This is a genomic window from Argonema antarcticum A004/B2 (genome assembly GCF_023333585.1).
Classification (GTDB): Bacteria; Cyanobacteriota; Cyanobacteriia; order Cyanobacteriales; family Aerosakkonemataceae; genus Argonema; species Argonema antarcticum.
The window spans coordinates 25,168-39,954 of record NZ_JAIQZN010000025.1 but is presented as its reverse complement, the minus strand read 5'-3'; the positions used below and the strand labels follow the sequence as shown (position 1 = coordinate 39,954).

The following is a 14,787-nucleotide window of genomic DNA, read 5'->3' as shown; positions in this document are numbered from 1 at the left end:
AGATTAATAGATAGGGGATAGTGGAAAACGAGGATAAATAACCACTAACTTTTGACAAATGACTTTTGACAAACTGCGAAATACGCCGCTTTTAGCGAAGTTTCGGGAGCGGTTGGAGAGGATGCCGGTGCCAGAAGTAGAAGATTCGCTCTGGCTGCGAGTGCTGGTACAGGCTTTGGTGGTGGTGGGAATTATCGCTACGGATGTGGCGGCCCAAACGCAGATAAGCTTTTGGGCTGTGCCGTTGAGTATTGTGGGTGCGGCGTGGAGTTGGTATAGCCGCCGCAAGCCTAATATCCCGGTGAAGTTTTGTATTGCGATCGGAATGCTGGGCGCGTTGGCGTATTTTCTCTCGAATCTGAGGGATTCTCTCAATGATACTCGGTTTGTCTTAGCTGAATTATTAATTCAACTGCAAGTGTTGCACAGCTTCGATTTGCCCCGCCGCAAGGATTTGGGGTATTCGATGGTAATTGGGCTGATTCTGTTGGGGGTGGCGGCTACCCTGAGTCAGACGATGGCTTTTGCACCGCTGCTGTTGCTGTTTTTAACGATCGCTCTCCCGGTTTTGGTGCTGGACTATCGATCGCGCTTAGGAATGCGAGAAACGACTGGAAGACGTTCCGCAACAGAAATGGGAGAAGGGGGGAAAAAGCCAAAATTAATTTTGCCTTTTCCTTTACGACGCTTGAGTTTTTTGTTGCTGGTAGTTGTGGGGCTGGGGCTGACTATTTTTGCGTTTTTGCCGAGAGTACCGGGTTATCAACTGCGGACGTTTCCAGTCAGTTCTCCGATCCAGTTTACAGATAATCTAGATCCTACCAACGTTAATAATCCGGGTTATAGAGCCAGGAACGGTAAGGAAGGTAGCGGTACTGGTAGGGGACAAAACAAGGAAGAAGGGGCAGGCGAACTGGATGATACTTTTTATTATGGTTTTAATGAGAAGATTAACCAGAATCTGCGAGGCTTTCTGAAGCCGAAAGTGGTGCTGAGGGTGCGATCGCAAGCTGAGGGATTTTGGCGAGTGCTGGCGTTCGATCGCTACACTGGTCAGGGTTGGGAGATTTCTCGCAATAAACAAGCTTTTAGTATCGATCGCCCCAGCTGGTCTTATAAATTTATCTTACCTCCAGCCTTAACCGCCAATCGCATCCAAGAGATAGTTCAGACTTTCACTGTGGTGTCTGAGTTACCGAACTTAATTCCAGCGATGGCAAATGCTAAAGATCTTTACTTTCCAGCGCAGCAGGTAGCGGTGGATTCGGAGGGTAGTATCAGAGGACCGGGATTAATTGAAGGGCTGACTTACACGGTGATTTCGGACGTACCTTACCGCGATCGCACGCTTCTGAGTAAAGCTTCCACCAAATATTCCAAAAATATCCAGAAATACTATCTGCAAATTCCTGCTGGTATTAAGGAGAAAGTGCAACAACGTACTGAAGAAATTTTAGCCAATGCCCAGAAGGTAGCCAAGACAAATAAACCGATCGTCTCTGCTTACGAGAAAGCACTCTACATAGCTCAGTACTTGAAACAGAATCCTAATTACAAGCTAGAAAAACTGCCGCCCTTTTTAAAGGATAAGGAAGATTTGGTAGAAGCTTTCCTGTTTGGCTATCAAAACAGTCCTCCGAATCAGAAAATTACAGGCGGCTACCCCGATCATTTCGCTACTGTCTACACGATCATGCTGCGATCGATCGGCATTCCAGCCAGAGTAGTCGGTGGTTTTGCACCGGGTGAATTCAATCCTTTTACTGGTTTGTATGTTGTTAAGAACACCGATGCTTATTTGATGACTGAGGTGTATTTCCCCAAATACGGTTGGTTCGCTTTCGATCCGATTCCCGGTCATCCATTGATACCACCCTCTATTGAAGAAAACCAAACTTTTACGGCAATTGAAAAGTTCTGGAAGTGGATTGCGGGTTGGTTGCCTTCACCAGTCAATAATTTTCTGAATAACTTCTTCGGTGGAATTATTGGGTGGATATTTGGTGCTATAGTTTGGTTTTTTGCTTTGTTTAATCAAGGATGGACGGGTTTATTTACCGTCTTGATATTAGCAATTGGGCTGAGTTTCTTGGGTTGGTTAGCTTGGAATGCTTGGCAATATTGGCGCTATCACCGCTGGCTGAATAAATTGCATCCAATGGAAGGTATTTATCAGCAAATGCTGCGATGGTTGGGAGAAAAAGGTTGGCGAAAACATCCAGCTTCGACGCCATTTGAGTATGCAAGTGCGTCGCGTCAGCAATATGCTGATGAACGTGGGGAAGCGATTGAAGAAATTTCGCAAGCTTATGTCAGGTGGCGTTATGGGGGTGAGGTTCCTGATTTGAGTTATTTGCGGCGAAGATTGGAGGTTTTGAGAAAGTCGCAGTTGAGGAAGATGGGAAGACAGAGGAATTGAATAACCTAAGAAGTACTTAACCGCTAGTAAAATAGAGGAATAAAACTTTTGGATAATAAGAGGATAGACGATCGTGACAAACGCATCGAATGGCGGCGAGAGAATCGATCGAATAGAGACAGCGATGGAGCAGCTTACAGGGCGTGTAGATACTCTAGTCACTCTCATGGCTGATTTCCGTGAAAGCCAACTTCAAAGTCAGCAAGAACATTTACAATTGCTGCGGATTATGGCGCAACAGCAAACAGAGATTGTGGAGATAAAAAGAGAAATTAGAGATTTACAAGCTGAGGTAAAAGGATTACAAACAGAGAATCACCGCATTTTGGAATATTTATTTGGTCAGCAAGGACAAGGCTCGTCATAAGTATTAGGTTATGGTACTTGCTTGCGATCGCACTTAGCCATCATAAGATTCACACTACTACTTTTGCAATTCAAAAGGGATATGTCAGCGGATTTATCGGCAAAGTAACGCTGAGAGTTTTGCCCCATACCGACCCATTATTGGCGAACGTGGCGAATTTGCTAGTACAATATTCTCAGGTTGCTGGTACTGGCGTAAAAACGAGATTGGGAATGGGGCAAACAAATTTACTTAACTAAAGGTAAGCAACAATGCAACTTTTGACATTTCTGGGTAAAAATAAATATTCCCCTGCCTCCTACACTTGGAAGAAAAAACAGGTACAAACACCTACGCCCTATGTTGCCGAGGCTTTTTATGAATTGTATGAACTCGTTAGTCCGGGTAAAAAGATTGAAAAAGTATCAGTATTTTTGACTCCAGAAGCACGGGAAGCACATTGGGAGGAATTGAACAAGCGTTTGAGCGAGCGCGTTTTTCTTAAAGATGTTCCTATTCCATCGGGAAAGTCAGAAACAGAAGTTTGGGAAATTTTTGATGCTGTAGTGGGGGAAGTCGAGCCTGGTGCTAAAGTGTTATTTGATATTACCAATGCTTTTCGATCAATTCCTATTTTGGTGTTACTAGCAGGAGCTTTTTTGCAAAAAGCTAGAAATGTTGAAATTCAAGGAGTATATTACGGAGCTTTTGAGGCTAATCCTGCTGAACCTCCAATTTTCGATCTAACTCCAGCGATTAAGTTACTAGATTGGCTGACAGCAACAGAACAATTCATTACCACTGGTTCTTCCATCGGTTTAGGCAATTTACTATCGACAATTCAACAAGATTTTTCTAGTCAGGATCGTCGGCAAATTAGACCACCAAGGCTTCTAGAAAAATTAGGTAATTCTATTCAAGACATTTCGCGCTCGCTGGAATTAATTCGCTCTATGGGGGTTTTAAAAGAAACAGCGAAATTCCAGAAAATACCGGCGGAAGAACTAGCGAAAGAAGTCGGTTATTTTGCCAAGCCTTTTGAATTATTATCAGAACAAATTCAGCAGAGTTATGGTCAGTTTGCCCTGACCGATCCAGAAAAGTTAGAAAATAGTCAATCTGCTTTGCAAAAACAGTTTTTACTTCTGCGCTGGTATGTCAAGAAAGAACTGGGAGCGCAGGCAATTCTACTGGCGCGAGAATGGGTAGTTTCAGCGTGGTGTGTTACTAAGGGAATTGATGACTATCTGGATAGATCCAAGCGCGAACGGATGGAAGAAGAACTGAACCATACGACAGGGAAAATACGAATAAGAAAACCCCATTTAACTATAGTTACGGCTCGTTCATCAGATGACTTACTTGCGGTCATTTGGCTAGAGCTACGCGACTATCGCAATGATATTGCTCATGCAGAAATGCGTCGTGATTCTGCTGATGCTTCAGAATTACAGAAATATGTAAAAACCCAGTTAATTCAAAACCTCGAAAGGCTATTTCCCAAATTTGCAGTTTAGTAGCTTGGTTAGCGAATTGCCCCTTCTCTTAACCCCAAACTTAGGTAAATCAGTTCATGAGGTAAATATGTCTTTTAGCAGGTACAAAAGTATCGGTGCAGTTGTCAAAGAATTCCAGATTACCTACACCGAATTTGATTTTATTGTCGAAACCGAGTTTAGTATTTCTGATTACTTCCGAGAAGACTTACAAACCATGATGCGGGATGGTGTAGTTGATAACTCGGAATTTGCCATCTGTGAAAATTTGATTTATCCAGTTCTGAAAGAAGTTTGGAAGTGCTATCGTAGCAACTTCATATTGTGGAGTCATCAGTCACTAACTTATGACAATAATCTGTCGGGTTTTCCTGAGTATATCTTGGCTAAACGATCGCCTTTGGGAAAAGTGGTATTTGACAAACCTTATTTACTTTTGGTTGAGGCAAAACAAGATAAATTTGATGAAGGTTGGGGACAGTGTTTAGCAGAAATGGTCGCCGCGCAACGACTTAATGAGGAACTAGAGATAATTGTATTTGGCATTGTCTCCAATGGTGAACGCTGGCAATTTGGCAAGCTGGAAGCTGATGTTTTTACCCGAAATATTACTCTTTACACCATTCAGGATCTGGATAAACTCTTTGCTGCTGTTAACTACATTTTCCAACAGTGCGAATTACAGCTAGGCAAACTGGTGGCTGCTTAATCTTTCTGGTTTCCATAATTCTATCGATCGAGATGAGAATAAACTATGACCGCAACTAAAATCAAACAACAACTCACCTTTGAGCAATTCCTTGAGCTAGAAGTTGATGAAGAAGGTCGTTATGAACTGGTGAACGGAGAAATTCTGAGAAAATTAGCTACAAGACAACATGACAATACAGCAGATTTCCTTGTCAGAAAGTTTGATAGAGAGGTTGAACGTCTCAATCTAAACTACAGAGTTTCCGGTAGAATTATGGTGAGGACACTTACGCCAGATGGTAGAGAACAAGGTCGATTTCCTGATGTGAGTGTAGTAGACAAAGCGCTCTGGGACTCGAACCTTTCTGCTTATACTGCTTTTGTTGAACCTCTACAGTTAGCTGTGGAGGTCATATCTACTAATTGGGAGGATGACTATATCGATAAGCTGGATGAGTATCAACGGTTAGGAATTGCGGAATACTGGATTGTAGATTATTTGGCTTTAGGTAGTCGGAATTATTTGGGCAATCCCAAAGTACCAACAATTTTTGTCTACTTACTGGATGAAAATGGGGTTTATCAATGTACTCCATATCGAGGTAATGAACGGATTGGATCGCGGACTTTTACAGAACTGGCGCTGACAGCAGAGCAAGTGTTTGCAGCATAGATATTGACAACATATAATATATAAAATCCCAAATCCAAAATCCTTGCATCGGATGACCCGACAACCGCACGACCAATTTGCCAAGCAGTATCTAGAAGAACTACTCGCACCGCTTGGCGAAGTAGAAATCAGCCGCGAAATAGCTGGGGAAGTCCGCCAAGTCGATATCTGCTTTGCACCAAATCCAACAGCCGATCGCGAAATACTGGGATTACTAGGTAAAATGGTATCTACTCCCTGTCTGCTGGAACCATTTCGCAATCAACCCAGCAAAACCGAGATTCGCAGCTGTATGGTGAAACTATTTTCTCTCCACAGCGAGTTACAGCGCAAAGCTAGGCGCGAAGACGAGGAACTTCCCGAAGCCGAATTACCCCGCTTGTGGATTTTGGCAACTTCCGCTTCCGCCGCCTTACTCGATAGCTTTGGCGCTAGACTAGATCCAGACAATTGGCCTATAGGCGTTTACTTTTTAGCCGATGCTCTGAAGACAGCGGTAGTGGCGATAAACCAATTACCCCTTACAGAACAGACTCTCTGGCTGAGAATTCTGGGAAAAGGGACAACTCAGCAGCAAGCTATTAATGAAATTACCGCACTTCCTCCCGAAAACCCATTACGCCGCAACGTTTTAGAACTGATTTCTACCTGGCGTATTAATGTCGAAAGAAAAGACAATTTAACCGAAGATGAGAGGGAATTGATTATGAATTTAACACCAGCTTATCTGGAATGGCGGGAAAATACTTTACGGGAAGGAGTACAAGAAGGAGTACGAGAAGGAAGTTTACAGGAACGTCGCCTGGTGGTGGGAAACTTGTTGAGACTGCGATTTGACTCTGTGGATGAGGAACTGTCGAGGGTAATTGAGCCTTTGCTAAAGTTACCGCCAGAGGAGTATTCGCGTCTGCTTCTGCAATTGTCTCGCGAAGATTTGTTGGCTAGATTTGGAATTGAATGAGAAAGGAAACTCTGAGAATGCAGGCGGTGCAATCGCCAATTATCCCGGTAGTGGGGGAACTAATTCGCCAGCATCCGGGGACGATTTCTTTGGGACAAGGGGTAGTCTATTATGGCCCGCCGCCGTCAGCGATCGAGCAAATTACCGAATTTCTAGCCAATCCCCAAAATCACAAGTACCAAGCGGTAGAGGGAATTCCGTTGTTGCAAGCAGCGATAAAAAGCAAACTTTTAATGGAAAATAAGATCGAAATTGATGATAATCGCTGTATTGTGGTGACCGCTGGCGGAAATATGGCGTTTATGAATGCGGTGCTGGCAATTACTTCGCCTGGGGATGAAATTATTCTGATTTCACCATATTATTTTAATCACGAAATGGCGATCGCAATGGCGAGTTGCCAAGCAGTACTTGTACCTACCGATGCAAATTATCAGTTAATTCCAGATTCGATCGAAAAAGCCATCACCGCAAAAACCCGCGCCGTCGTCACTATTTCACCCAACAACCCCACTGGCGCAGTCTATCCAAAAGAAGCATTGCAAGCGGTAAACGAAATTTGTCGTCACCACGGTATCTACCATATTAGTGATGAAGCTTACGAATATTTTACCTACAATGGCGTACATCACTTCTCCCCAGGAGCAAATCCAGAAAGTTGTGAGTACACCATTTTGCTTTATTCTCTTTCCAAAGCTTACGGTTTTGCCAGTTGGCGCATCGGCTACATGGTAATCCCCGAACATTTACTCCTTTCGGTCAAGAAAATTCAGGATACAATTCTGATTTGTCCGCCAGTTATCTCCCAATATGCGGCTTTGGGAGCGTTGCAGGCAGGTGTGGGATATTGTAAAGAAAAGTTGAGTGCGATCGCAGTAGTGCGAGAAAAGTGCTTAAAAGAATTCGATCGCATTCAAGACTTATGTACTATTCCTAAAGCCGATGGCGCTTTCTATTTTCTGCTCAAAGTCCGCACTCAGCTAGGCGCGATGGAGTTGGTAGAGCGGCTGATCCGGGAACATGGGGTAGCCGTAATTCCAGGGACTACCTTTGGTATGGAAGATGGGTGTTACCTGCGCGTTGCCTATGGTGCTATCAAAGAGGAGACGGCTGTAGAAGGCATTGGGCGACTGGTGGGGGGTTTGCAAACGATTTTAGGCGCTCATTGAGGCCATAACTATAGCTAGGGGCTAGGGGAAGAAGGGGATAGAATCCGCCAGGGTTTCAGGAATTAAGAACGTCCTAACTGACTTTCATCGGTTGCTATATAAGGATTCTACACGAAGTCGGTAAGTGTGACTCCGCTCACACTGATGGCTTAGGTTTAGTCACGGGGAGTTAAACCCTCAGCTCACGCGATCGCCTTTTAATTATCACCGTTTGCTAAAGAGTTTAGTCACGACTAACGACAGTATTTTCACTGAATATTAAACATATTGAGTTAAAACCCTAAGACGATGATGCTAGTTAGCGAACCTGAAACGGAACCATCCAACTCATCTGATCAAGAATTTCAGCAAATCCCTGCACAATATAAAGGCTGGCGGCTAACTACTAAGCTGATCAACGGAAAGCTTTGGTTGCGTTGGCAACATCCACAAGAAAGCTTTGCCCGGTTCGGCTGTCCTATAAATCAAGACGATATAACCTCAACAATTAATCATGTACGATTTCTCATCGATTTAGCTATCAAGCTTGAGGAAGAAACGGCTAAACAACGAGGAAAAAATTAGTAATACCTCCCTCTTTCGCGTTTTGTATTCATTAAAATACGCTACTTTTTGAACACCATTATATGCTGCTGAGGCAAAATATTTTTCGTTTCAACCCAGACAAGACCGATCGCTGACATTTCTTTGCGGACTTGGTTTTGTGTCATTTTATGTAGCGGTTTGATCATCACAAATGGATTTTCGCCCCGGTATTCAACGAGAACTACCCGTCCACCCGGTTTGAGCGCCGTCACTATTCCTTCCATGACTTCTTTAGGATAGCTGAATTCGTGATAAGCATCTACCATTAAGGCTAGGTCAATACTTTGCGGGGGGAGTTTGGGGTCGGTAACGCTTGCCAAAATAGGTTCGACATTAGTAACACTGTTCTCCTTATTCAAAAAGTTAATAATGTCAAGCATCTGGGGTTGAATATCTACAGCCAAAACTTTCCCTTCTGGCACTAAGGGACTAATCCGAAAACTGAAATAACCTGTACCGGCTCCAATGTCGGCTACAATATCGGTTGGTTTCAAGTCGAGGGCTTCTACCACAAGGTTTGGTTGTTCTTCTTTCTCGCGACTCGATCGCTCCAGCCACATCGCTCCCTGGTGTCCCATAACTTGGGCTATCTCTCTGCCCATGTAAACTTTACCAATGCCGTCTGGGCTGTGGATGGCCCGATCCTGATAAACAGCTGACACGACTTCCAGAGTCTGACAGGCACTCAGAATCAGCCCGCAGAGGATGATAAAGATAATGGCTGTTACTCGGCCAAAAAAGTTAGGATGATTTTTTGTACTCATTGTTACTCAAATGACTAATGCAGCACGACACTGATATACACGAATGCACTGATATCCCAATCACTAATGACTAAAAAACTTTTATGAATGACTTGGATAAATATTACAAAATACTTGAACTGGAGCCGGGAGCAACTCTTGAAGATGTTAACCAGGCTTACAAAGATTTGGCATTTATTTGGCATCCTGACCGCATTCCTAAAGATAATATCCGATTACAAGAGAAAGCGCAAGACAAACTAAAACAAATCAATGAAGCTCGCGATCGCTTGCGCTCTTTTCAACCAAAACCTCCAAATACAGCTAAACAAAAGCAACCTCAATCCCCGCATCAAAGCCACTCGCAATCCCCGCATCAATCTCACTCGCAATCCCCGCATCAATCTCACTCGCAATCCCCGCATCAATCTCACTCGCAATCCCCGCATCAATCTCACTCGCAATCCCCGCATCAATCTTACTCTCAATACCCACATCAATCTTACTCTCAATACCCACATCAATCTCACTCTCAATCCCAGAAACAAAATGCAGACTTGAGTGGAAAAGACATGAGTCAGGCAGACTTAAGCGAAAAAGATTTATCTGGAAGAAACCTGAGCCGCGCTAACCTAACTGGTGCCAATCTCAAAGATGCCTTTCTGCACAAAACTAATCTTAATGGAGCCAACTTATTTAAAGCCGATTTGTTTAGAGCTAATCTGCTGCAAGCCGATCTTCGAGAAGCCAATTTACGCGAAGCTAATTTAATTGGAGCCGATTTGAGTGGAGCCGATTTGAGGGGAGCCGATTTGAGAGGAGCCAAAGTCGGGTCTAGCGGACGCATTTTTGTGAAACTGGTGGGAGCAAACTTAGCTGGGACAATTATGCCTGATGGCACAATTCATGATTAATATTTTCAGGAGTTAGGCAAAAACCAATGTTTTGCCCCCTAGCCCCCCAAATCTGGGGGGATAAAAGTCCTGTTCCCCCCAGATTTGGAGGGCTAGAGGGGAGAAAAGCGTAAGTCCTAATTTTGATTAAAATTTCGTAACAATAGCATAAAATAAAAAGAAGCGACATTTTCATATCTGCTATGCACCTGACCTGGTTAGACAGCAATTCCTGGTTGATTGAAATCGGCGGGAAACGAATTCTCCTCGATCCTTGGCTGGTTGGTTCGTTAGTTTTCGGTAACATCGACTGGCTGTTCAAAGGCTCTAAGGGTACTGAACGCCCAATACCAGAGAATATTGACCTGATTCTGCTATCTCAGGGTTTGGAAGATCACGCGCACCCACCGACGCTTAAACAGATCGATCGCAAAATTCCCGTTGTAGGTTCTCCTAATGCTGCTAAAGTAGCGCGGGAGTTAGGTTACACCCAGGTAACGGCACTCGCTCACGGGGAGACATTTGCGTTGAATAAAAGCCTCCAAATCAAGGCAATTCCTGGCTCTCCCATTGGCCCCACATTGATTGAAAATGGTTATCTCCTCAAAGAGTTAGAAACTGGCTTGACTCTCTATTACGAACCGCACGGATATCATTCCCCGTTGCTGAAAGAAGCGGCACCTGTCGATGTGGTAATTACGCCGATAATTGACTTGGCGCTACCTTTACTTGGGCCGATTATCAAGGGTACTAAAAGTGCTTTAGATGTGGCAAAATTGCTGCAACCCCAAGTGATGTTACCCACAGCTGCTGGAGGAGATGTGACCTTTGAGGGATTGCTGATGTCTTTTCTTCGGGTTGTGGGAAGTGCAGATGAATTGCGCTCTAGTTTGGCTGAAAATAATCTCGCGACGCGGGTGATCGAAGCAAAACCTGGGGAGCGTTTTGAACTGCAATTAGAGCAGCGGGCATTAGTTTTGTAAAGTAACGTTTGTGTTCTTTTATCTAGGAATTAAAAATGCGCTGTACGATTTCGAGTCGCGCTGGTCAAGTTTTGGCTAGAGGTAGTTTGGCAATTCAAAAAGATGAAGAGGGGGAACTACAACTGGTTTTCCGAACCGATGCGGGAAACATAATCTCAGGAGGAGCGATCGCTTCTGATGGAGACTTAACTTCAGCCAGTGAATTTCTATTTCGGCAGTTCTTTGAAACTTGGGGAATGAGCGATTTGACGCTGACTGCTAAAACTAAAACATAAGGATTTGTTATTAGTCATTTACAGATCTATTCAGGTGAGTGAGGTACAGAGAAACCGGGTTTCTTGAAGAAACCGGGTTTCTGGGGTAACTTAATAAAAAGCCCGGTAGCACCACCGGGCTTTACTGTAGATCAGGAGGAACGCGGACAAACTTTTTAAAACTAAAATATAACTGGAGATGGATAGCACCAGTTGATTGATAGCCAGAGAATTATTGATAATTTGCTTAGGAGAAGCTGCGTTTTATTTGCATTTAGCTGATATCTTTATATTGAGCTATTATTGTCCACTAATCTGTGATAAAAGTACTACACAATGTTGATAATAATCATCGAAATATGTGATGAGGTAATTAATTTATTGTGACTTGGTAGTTTTTAACTATGTGATACCCGCTTGCTACAGTTTGTGATTAGCGTCACACCCAATATCCGATACTTTGCGCGGTCAGAGATTGACATTTTTCATTTCGGGTCATTTATGGATAGGCTGTCGTAGCGTCCGTCAGTCGGGCCGATCGCATGGATTTATAGCATAAATTTAGTATATTGGAAGCATCTAACCATTAAAAGTGTTTTGCGATCGCGTTATGAAAATTTACCGCTCTGTTGTGTGGGTCAACATTTTATCTTTTCTGCTGGTTATTGCTCTAGTTATATATGCCAATTTTTTTGGCTCATCAGTAGGCGGATTGTTCCTACCTCCGTTTACTTTCTCAGAGCCAGATATAGGTTTTTTAACCCGGACATTCCAGTTATTGTGTTCTGTACCAACTATAGTTTGTGCTTTTACTTTTGGATTGCTCAAAACGATTGTACCGCGCGGTAAAAACAATGTATTTATCCTTTGTTCTGCTCTTTTAACAGGAGGGTTTCTCATCAACGAAATCTTTCGTATTCACATTTATCTCATATCATTTGCCGGTATTCCCAAGCTAGTTACTAGCTTAATATATGGACTTGTTGCTGCCGGATACGGATTCGCATTCAGACGGACAATAAAATCAACGCCCTACTTTTTGCTTCTAACGGGAATGGGTTTATTATTCATTGGCATTGTAGTTGATTCGCTGAAATTACACGGTCATGGAATTCCCGGTTTGCTTGAGGGTGTACCCAAGTTGTTCAGCGAGATTAATATCGCACTTTACTTTTGGTATGTCTGCTATGGAGAAATATTGCGATCGCAAACTCATCCCTGAACAATTTGACGTATCTGTTCCGATTCTGACAATATTTTTTCAACCCCTCCTTCTGCAATGCCTTTGACGTAGTTAATTTTGATTTCTTCTAACATATCTACGAGCAAGGATTGAATTTCCGTTTGGTGAGGCTTTTTCTTTAGTTGCAATTCTAACGCTTTTTGAAAGTTGACCACCAAACGAGTCGTTAATTCTGCCACAAGCGGATCTTCTATTGTTGCTGTCAGTGTTTTATAAGCTGTACCAGACAAATCTTTAGCTAAATTATCGGTAAGCTGCGTGCGTAAATTACTCAAACCTGGTAGATTCTGAAGTTGCTGATAAACAGGAGATTGGTTGAAGGTACTTTCAATAATATAACCCACTAAAGCTTCGATGTCGGGTTGGATTTGAGGGAGAACGTCATAGATACTTAATTTGAGAACACGAGATGCGATCGCTTGCAATTCATTGGTATTATTGATATCAACGTAAAGGCGGCGATTTTCCCCATGAAACAACCACCGCGTTACGTCACCCCGTTGAATTGACTCTTGCATTTGACTAATCATCCGAACTCCCACGACTTCAGTAAGTTCTTCAGCGAAATTAGCAACGAAATCATGGTTAATTTGTTGTCGTACTGGTTCGAGATTGATTAAGTCAGCTTGGTGGAGGCGAATTGTGACTGCAATGATTCGCAACCAGCGCCAGAAAGGTAGTAGTAAAAAAACGTCAAACCAACGCCGCAGCATTGCTGAGAACCAGTTTAATTGAGGATTGGTGCGTGCGATCGAGAAAGTACGGACTAGGAAATCTAAGCCAAATAGAATAACAAAAGGTAGATCGATCAGCCAAAATTTATCAACAAATTTGCCATTAGTTCCCGTATGGCGATAGTAGTTACTTTGCATCAGGGGTCGGGTATGGTTGTTAAAAAATTTGACTTCTTTTTGCCAACCAGCTTGGGAGAGATAAGCTTGACTCCAAAATTGACTAAATGCTTCGCGGGCAGATTCTTTGCCTATGCGATCGCGCATTTTATTTTTTATCTTCTCTAAATAGCCACTTTTATTTGCCAATGCAAATGGATTATCTTGAATGATTTCGTTACTGAGGGTTCGCAACTCGGAAAGTAAGCTTTCTACCTCAGACGACTCTAAACCTGTCTGGATTATCTGTTGTTCGAGTTTGGTTACCCGGTCGAGATATCTCTGGGTTTCTCGATGAGGTTCAATTCCCTTAACCGGGTCGTACAATTGAGTTATACTTGGGACAAATTCCAAGTATAAGTCGCGCCAAGGTATATAACTCAGGTCAAAAAATACTAAACCTAAGTTTACAGAGGCAATGATGGCAATTAACCGGGACAGCCAAAGGTAACGACGGACTGGAAGTTTTTTGATCCCTAGATTTGATGTCATAAAGGCAAAAGTTATGCGTTTTTACTTTTTCGAGGTTATTCTAATTCGATCAGCATTTCCATAGTGCTTATCCGAAAACCGCACGACGAAAACAAGCGCCGAGCCGCTTCGTTAGGGCCAGATGTATCCAGGCGAATTTGTTTAATTCCCATCTTGCCAAAAAGTTCTACAGCCTGCATTACCATCTGCCGTGCAATCCCTGCATGGCGATATTCTGGCTCCACCCAAATGTCGTGAATAAAAGCAAATTCCTTGAGGCGGTAGATGGGTATTTCGCGCTCTACCGTTGCGACCAGAAATGCAACCAATAGAGGGGATTGTTTTGGCTCAGTTGCTTCAATTTCAGCTACTAGAAACACGGCCCGATCGTCTATCGCAATTTTAGCCAACCAGCGATCGTAACGCAACTCTGGATTTGGTAAAAACCCATACTTAGCAGAATCCCAAGATTCGTGTAAAGCACAAATCTTAGCTACCATTGGTAGGACTGCGGGTACGTCAGCTGGTGTCGCTGGACGGATAATCATATAGTTTCCGGTTGATTGTTCAGGGAAAGCAAAATCTACCTCCTGCTCCCAGCTTAGCTTCAAACAGTCCTCAAATCGCACAATCTAGAATTTTAATTTATACCCATAGTCAGATATCTTAGGACAGTATAAAGCGATCGGCCCAGAGAAAATCCCTGTAGCAGTCGGCTTTCCCAAACAAAAAACCCCTGCCGTCAGGGGTTTCATCAGAGTGCATCTACTTGATCTAAAGGTAATCGCCGGTAGGTATTGGGCGGCTCACACAACCGGGTGAAATTTCACTGAGATGGAATTTGATCTGTGAAATTACTCCTTTGGAGAGACTACCGACAAAGAAGTATGGCATCATACATACCATTTGCTTATTTGCAATGGGTAATTACTCGTATAAACCTAAGACTTACAACCGCAGAATGACTTTGT

The 14,787-nt window shown here is 43.2% G+C and carries 16 protein-coding genes; 13 read left to right on the top strand and 3 right to left on the bottom strand.

Annotated features, from left to right (window positions below):
- Positions 1-58: 58 nt before the first annotated feature.
- From LAY57_RS13160 to LAY57_RS13125, 9 genes are all read left to right on the top strand, one after another.
- Positions 59-2,419 carry a transglutaminaseTgpA domain-containing protein gene (locus tag LAY57_RS13160; RefSeq protein ID WP_249067229.1) on the top strand — a complete coding sequence of 787 codons (2,361 nt, stop codon included), beginning with the start codon at positions 59-61 and terminating at the stop codon, positions 2,417-2,419.
- Positions 2,420-2,492: 73 nt separating this feature from the next.
- Positions 2,493-2,786 carry a hypothetical protein gene (locus LAY57_RS13155; RefSeq protein ID WP_249067227.1) on the top strand — a complete coding sequence of 98 codons (294 nt, stop codon included), beginning with the start codon at positions 2,493-2,495 and terminating at the stop codon, positions 2,784-2,786.
- Positions 2,787-2,803: 17 nt separating this feature from the next.
- The gene (cas6, locus tag LAY57_RS36230) at positions 2,804-3,025 is read left to right on the top strand and encodes a CRISPR system precrRNA processing endoribonuclease RAMP protein Cas6 (protein ID WP_338022403.1); all 222 of its coding nucleotides are present in this window, start codon (positions 2,804-2,806) and stop codon (positions 3,023-3,025) included.
- A gap of 12 nt (positions 3,026-3,037) precedes the next feature.
- Positions 3,038-4,282, top strand: a complete 1,245-nt coding sequence (gene csx2, locus LAY57_RS13150) for a TIGR02221 family CRISPR-associated protein (protein ID WP_249067224.1) — start codon at positions 3,038-3,040, stop codon at positions 4,280-4,282.
- A gap of 67 nt (positions 4,283-4,349) precedes the next feature.
- Positions 4,350-4,970 (top strand): hypothetical protein, encoded by a 621-nt coding sequence (locus LAY57_RS13145; protein ID WP_249067222.1) that lies wholly within the window; start codon positions 4,350-4,352, stop codon positions 4,968-4,970.
- Positions 4,971-5,015: 45 nt separating this feature from the next.
- Entirely contained in the window at positions 5,016-5,624 is a 609-nt protein-coding gene (locus LAY57_RS13140) for a Uma2 family endonuclease (RefSeq protein WP_249067220.1), read from the top strand.
- Positions 5,625-5,676: 52 nt separating this feature from the next.
- Positions 5,677-6,585 (top strand): hypothetical protein, encoded by a 909-nt coding sequence (locus LAY57_RS13135; protein ID WP_249067219.1) that lies wholly within the window; start codon positions 5,677-5,679, stop codon positions 6,583-6,585.
- Positions 6,582-7,754, top strand: coding sequence for a pyridoxal phosphate-dependent aminotransferase (locus tag LAY57_RS13130; RefSeq protein WP_249067217.1), 1,173 nt, complete (start codon positions 6,582-6,584; stop codon positions 7,752-7,754). The genes LAY57_RS13135 and LAY57_RS13130 overlap by 4 nt, the downstream gene beginning before the upstream one ends.
- A 288-nt stretch (positions 7,755-8,042) precedes the next feature.
- Positions 8,043-8,318, top strand: a complete 276-nt coding sequence (locus tag LAY57_RS13125; protein ID WP_249067216.1) for a hypothetical protein — start codon at positions 8,043-8,045, stop codon at positions 8,316-8,318.
- Between the two features lie 41 nt (positions 8,319-8,359).
- Here the strand turns inward: LAY57_RS13125 and LAY57_RS13120 are convergent, their stop codons facing one another.
- On the bottom strand, positions 8,360-9,103 hold the full coding sequence (locus LAY57_RS13120; protein ID WP_249067214.1) for a class I SAM-dependent methyltransferase: 744 nt from the start codon (positions 9,101-9,103) through the stop codon (positions 8,360-8,362).
- A gap of 83 nt (positions 9,104-9,186) precedes the next feature.
- Between LAY57_RS13120 and LAY57_RS36490 the strand changes: the two genes are divergently transcribed.
- The 4 genes from LAY57_RS36490 to LAY57_RS13100 all read left to right on the top strand — a co-directional run bounded on the left by LAY57_RS36490 (position 9,187) and on the right by LAY57_RS13100 (position 12,434).
- Positions 9,187-9,996 carry a pentapeptide repeat-containing protein gene (locus tag LAY57_RS36490; RefSeq protein WP_249067213.1) on the top strand — a complete coding sequence of 270 codons (810 nt, stop codon included), beginning with the start codon at positions 9,187-9,189 and terminating at the stop codon, positions 9,994-9,996.
- Between the two features lie 182 nt (positions 9,997-10,178).
- Entirely contained in the window at positions 10,179-10,958 is a 780-nt protein-coding gene (locus tag LAY57_RS13110; RefSeq protein WP_249067211.1) for an MBL fold metallo-hydrolase, read from the top strand.
- Positions 10,959-10,993: 35 nt separating this feature from the next.
- Positions 10,994-11,233: a hypothetical protein gene (locus LAY57_RS13105; protein WP_249067209.1), complete on the top strand. Its 240-nt coding sequence runs from the start codon at positions 10,994-10,996 to the stop codon at positions 11,231-11,233.
- 589 nt (positions 11,234-11,822) lie between these two features.
- The gene (locus tag LAY57_RS13100) at positions 11,823-12,434 is read left to right on the top strand and encodes a DUF8692 domain-containing protein (RefSeq protein WP_249067207.1); all 612 of its coding nucleotides are present in this window, start codon (positions 11,823-11,825) and stop codon (positions 12,432-12,434) included.
- Here the strand turns inward: LAY57_RS13100 and LAY57_RS13095 are convergent.
- Together LAY57_RS13095 and LAY57_RS13090 are read right to left on the bottom strand one after the other, a co-directional pair.
- The gene (locus LAY57_RS13095; protein ID WP_249067206.1) at positions 12,425-13,837 is read right to left on the bottom strand and encodes a hypothetical protein; all 1,413 of its coding nucleotides are present in this window, start codon (positions 13,835-13,837) and stop codon (positions 12,425-12,427) included. The two genes, LAY57_RS13100 and LAY57_RS13095, sit on opposite strands and share 10 nt — an antisense overlap.
- Positions 13,838-13,872: 35 nt before the next feature.
- Positions 13,873-14,364 carry a GNAT family N-acetyltransferase gene (locus LAY57_RS13090; protein WP_249067204.1) on the bottom strand — a complete coding sequence of 164 codons (492 nt, stop codon included), beginning with the start codon at positions 14,362-14,364 and terminating at the stop codon, positions 13,873-13,875.
- Between the last annotated feature and the right edge of the window lie 423 nt (positions 14,365-14,787).

Bases quoted from the DNA above. Each gene is read 5' to 3' on its own strand.
- LAY57_RS13160 (WP_249067229.1), top strand. From the start codon at position 59: ATGACTTTTGACAAACTGCGAAATACGCCGCTTTTAGCGAAGTTTCGG.
- csx2 (WP_249067224.1), top strand. From the start codon at position 3,038: ATGCAACTTTTGACATTTCTGGGTAAAAATAAATATTCCCCTGCCTCC.
- LAY57_RS13145 (WP_249067222.1), top strand. From the start codon at position 4,350: ATGTCTTTTAGCAGGTACAAAAGTATCGGTGCAGTTGTCAAAGAATTC.
- LAY57_RS13140 (WP_249067220.1), top strand. From the start codon at position 5,016: ATGACCGCAACTAAAATCAAACAACAACTCACCTTTGAGCAATTCCTT.
- LAY57_RS13135 (WP_249067219.1), top strand. From the start codon at position 5,677: ATGACCCGACAACCGCACGACCAATTTGCCAAGCAGTATCTAGAAGAA.
- LAY57_RS13130 (WP_249067217.1), top strand. From the start codon at position 6,582: ATGAGAAAGGAAACTCTGAGAATGCAGGCGGTGCAATCGCCAATTATC.
- LAY57_RS13125 (WP_249067216.1), top strand. From the start codon at position 8,043: ATGATGCTAGTTAGCGAACCTGAAACGGAACCATCCAACTCATCTGAT.
- LAY57_RS13120 (WP_249067214.1), bottom strand. From the start codon at position 9,103: ATGAGTACAAAAAATCATCCTAACTTTTTTGGCCGAGTAACAGCCATT.
- LAY57_RS36490 (WP_249067213.1), top strand. From the start codon at position 9,187: ATGAATGACTTGGATAAATATTACAAAATACTTGAACTGGAGCCGGGA.
- LAY57_RS13110 (WP_249067211.1), top strand. From the start codon at position 10,179: ATGCACCTGACCTGGTTAGACAGCAATTCCTGGTTGATTGAAATCGGC.
- LAY57_RS13105 (WP_249067209.1), top strand. From the start codon at position 10,994: ATGCGCTGTACGATTTCGAGTCGCGCTGGTCAAGTTTTGGCTAGAGGT.
- LAY57_RS13100 (WP_249067207.1), top strand. From the start codon at position 11,823: ATGAAAATTTACCGCTCTGTTGTGTGGGTCAACATTTTATCTTTTCTG.
- LAY57_RS13095 (WP_249067206.1), bottom strand. From the start codon at position 13,837: ATGACATCAAATCTAGGGATCAAAAAACTTCCAGTCCGTCGTTACCTT.
- LAY57_RS13090 (WP_249067204.1), bottom strand. From the start codon at position 14,364: ATGATTATCCGTCCAGCGACACCAGCTGACGTACCCGCAGTCCTACCA.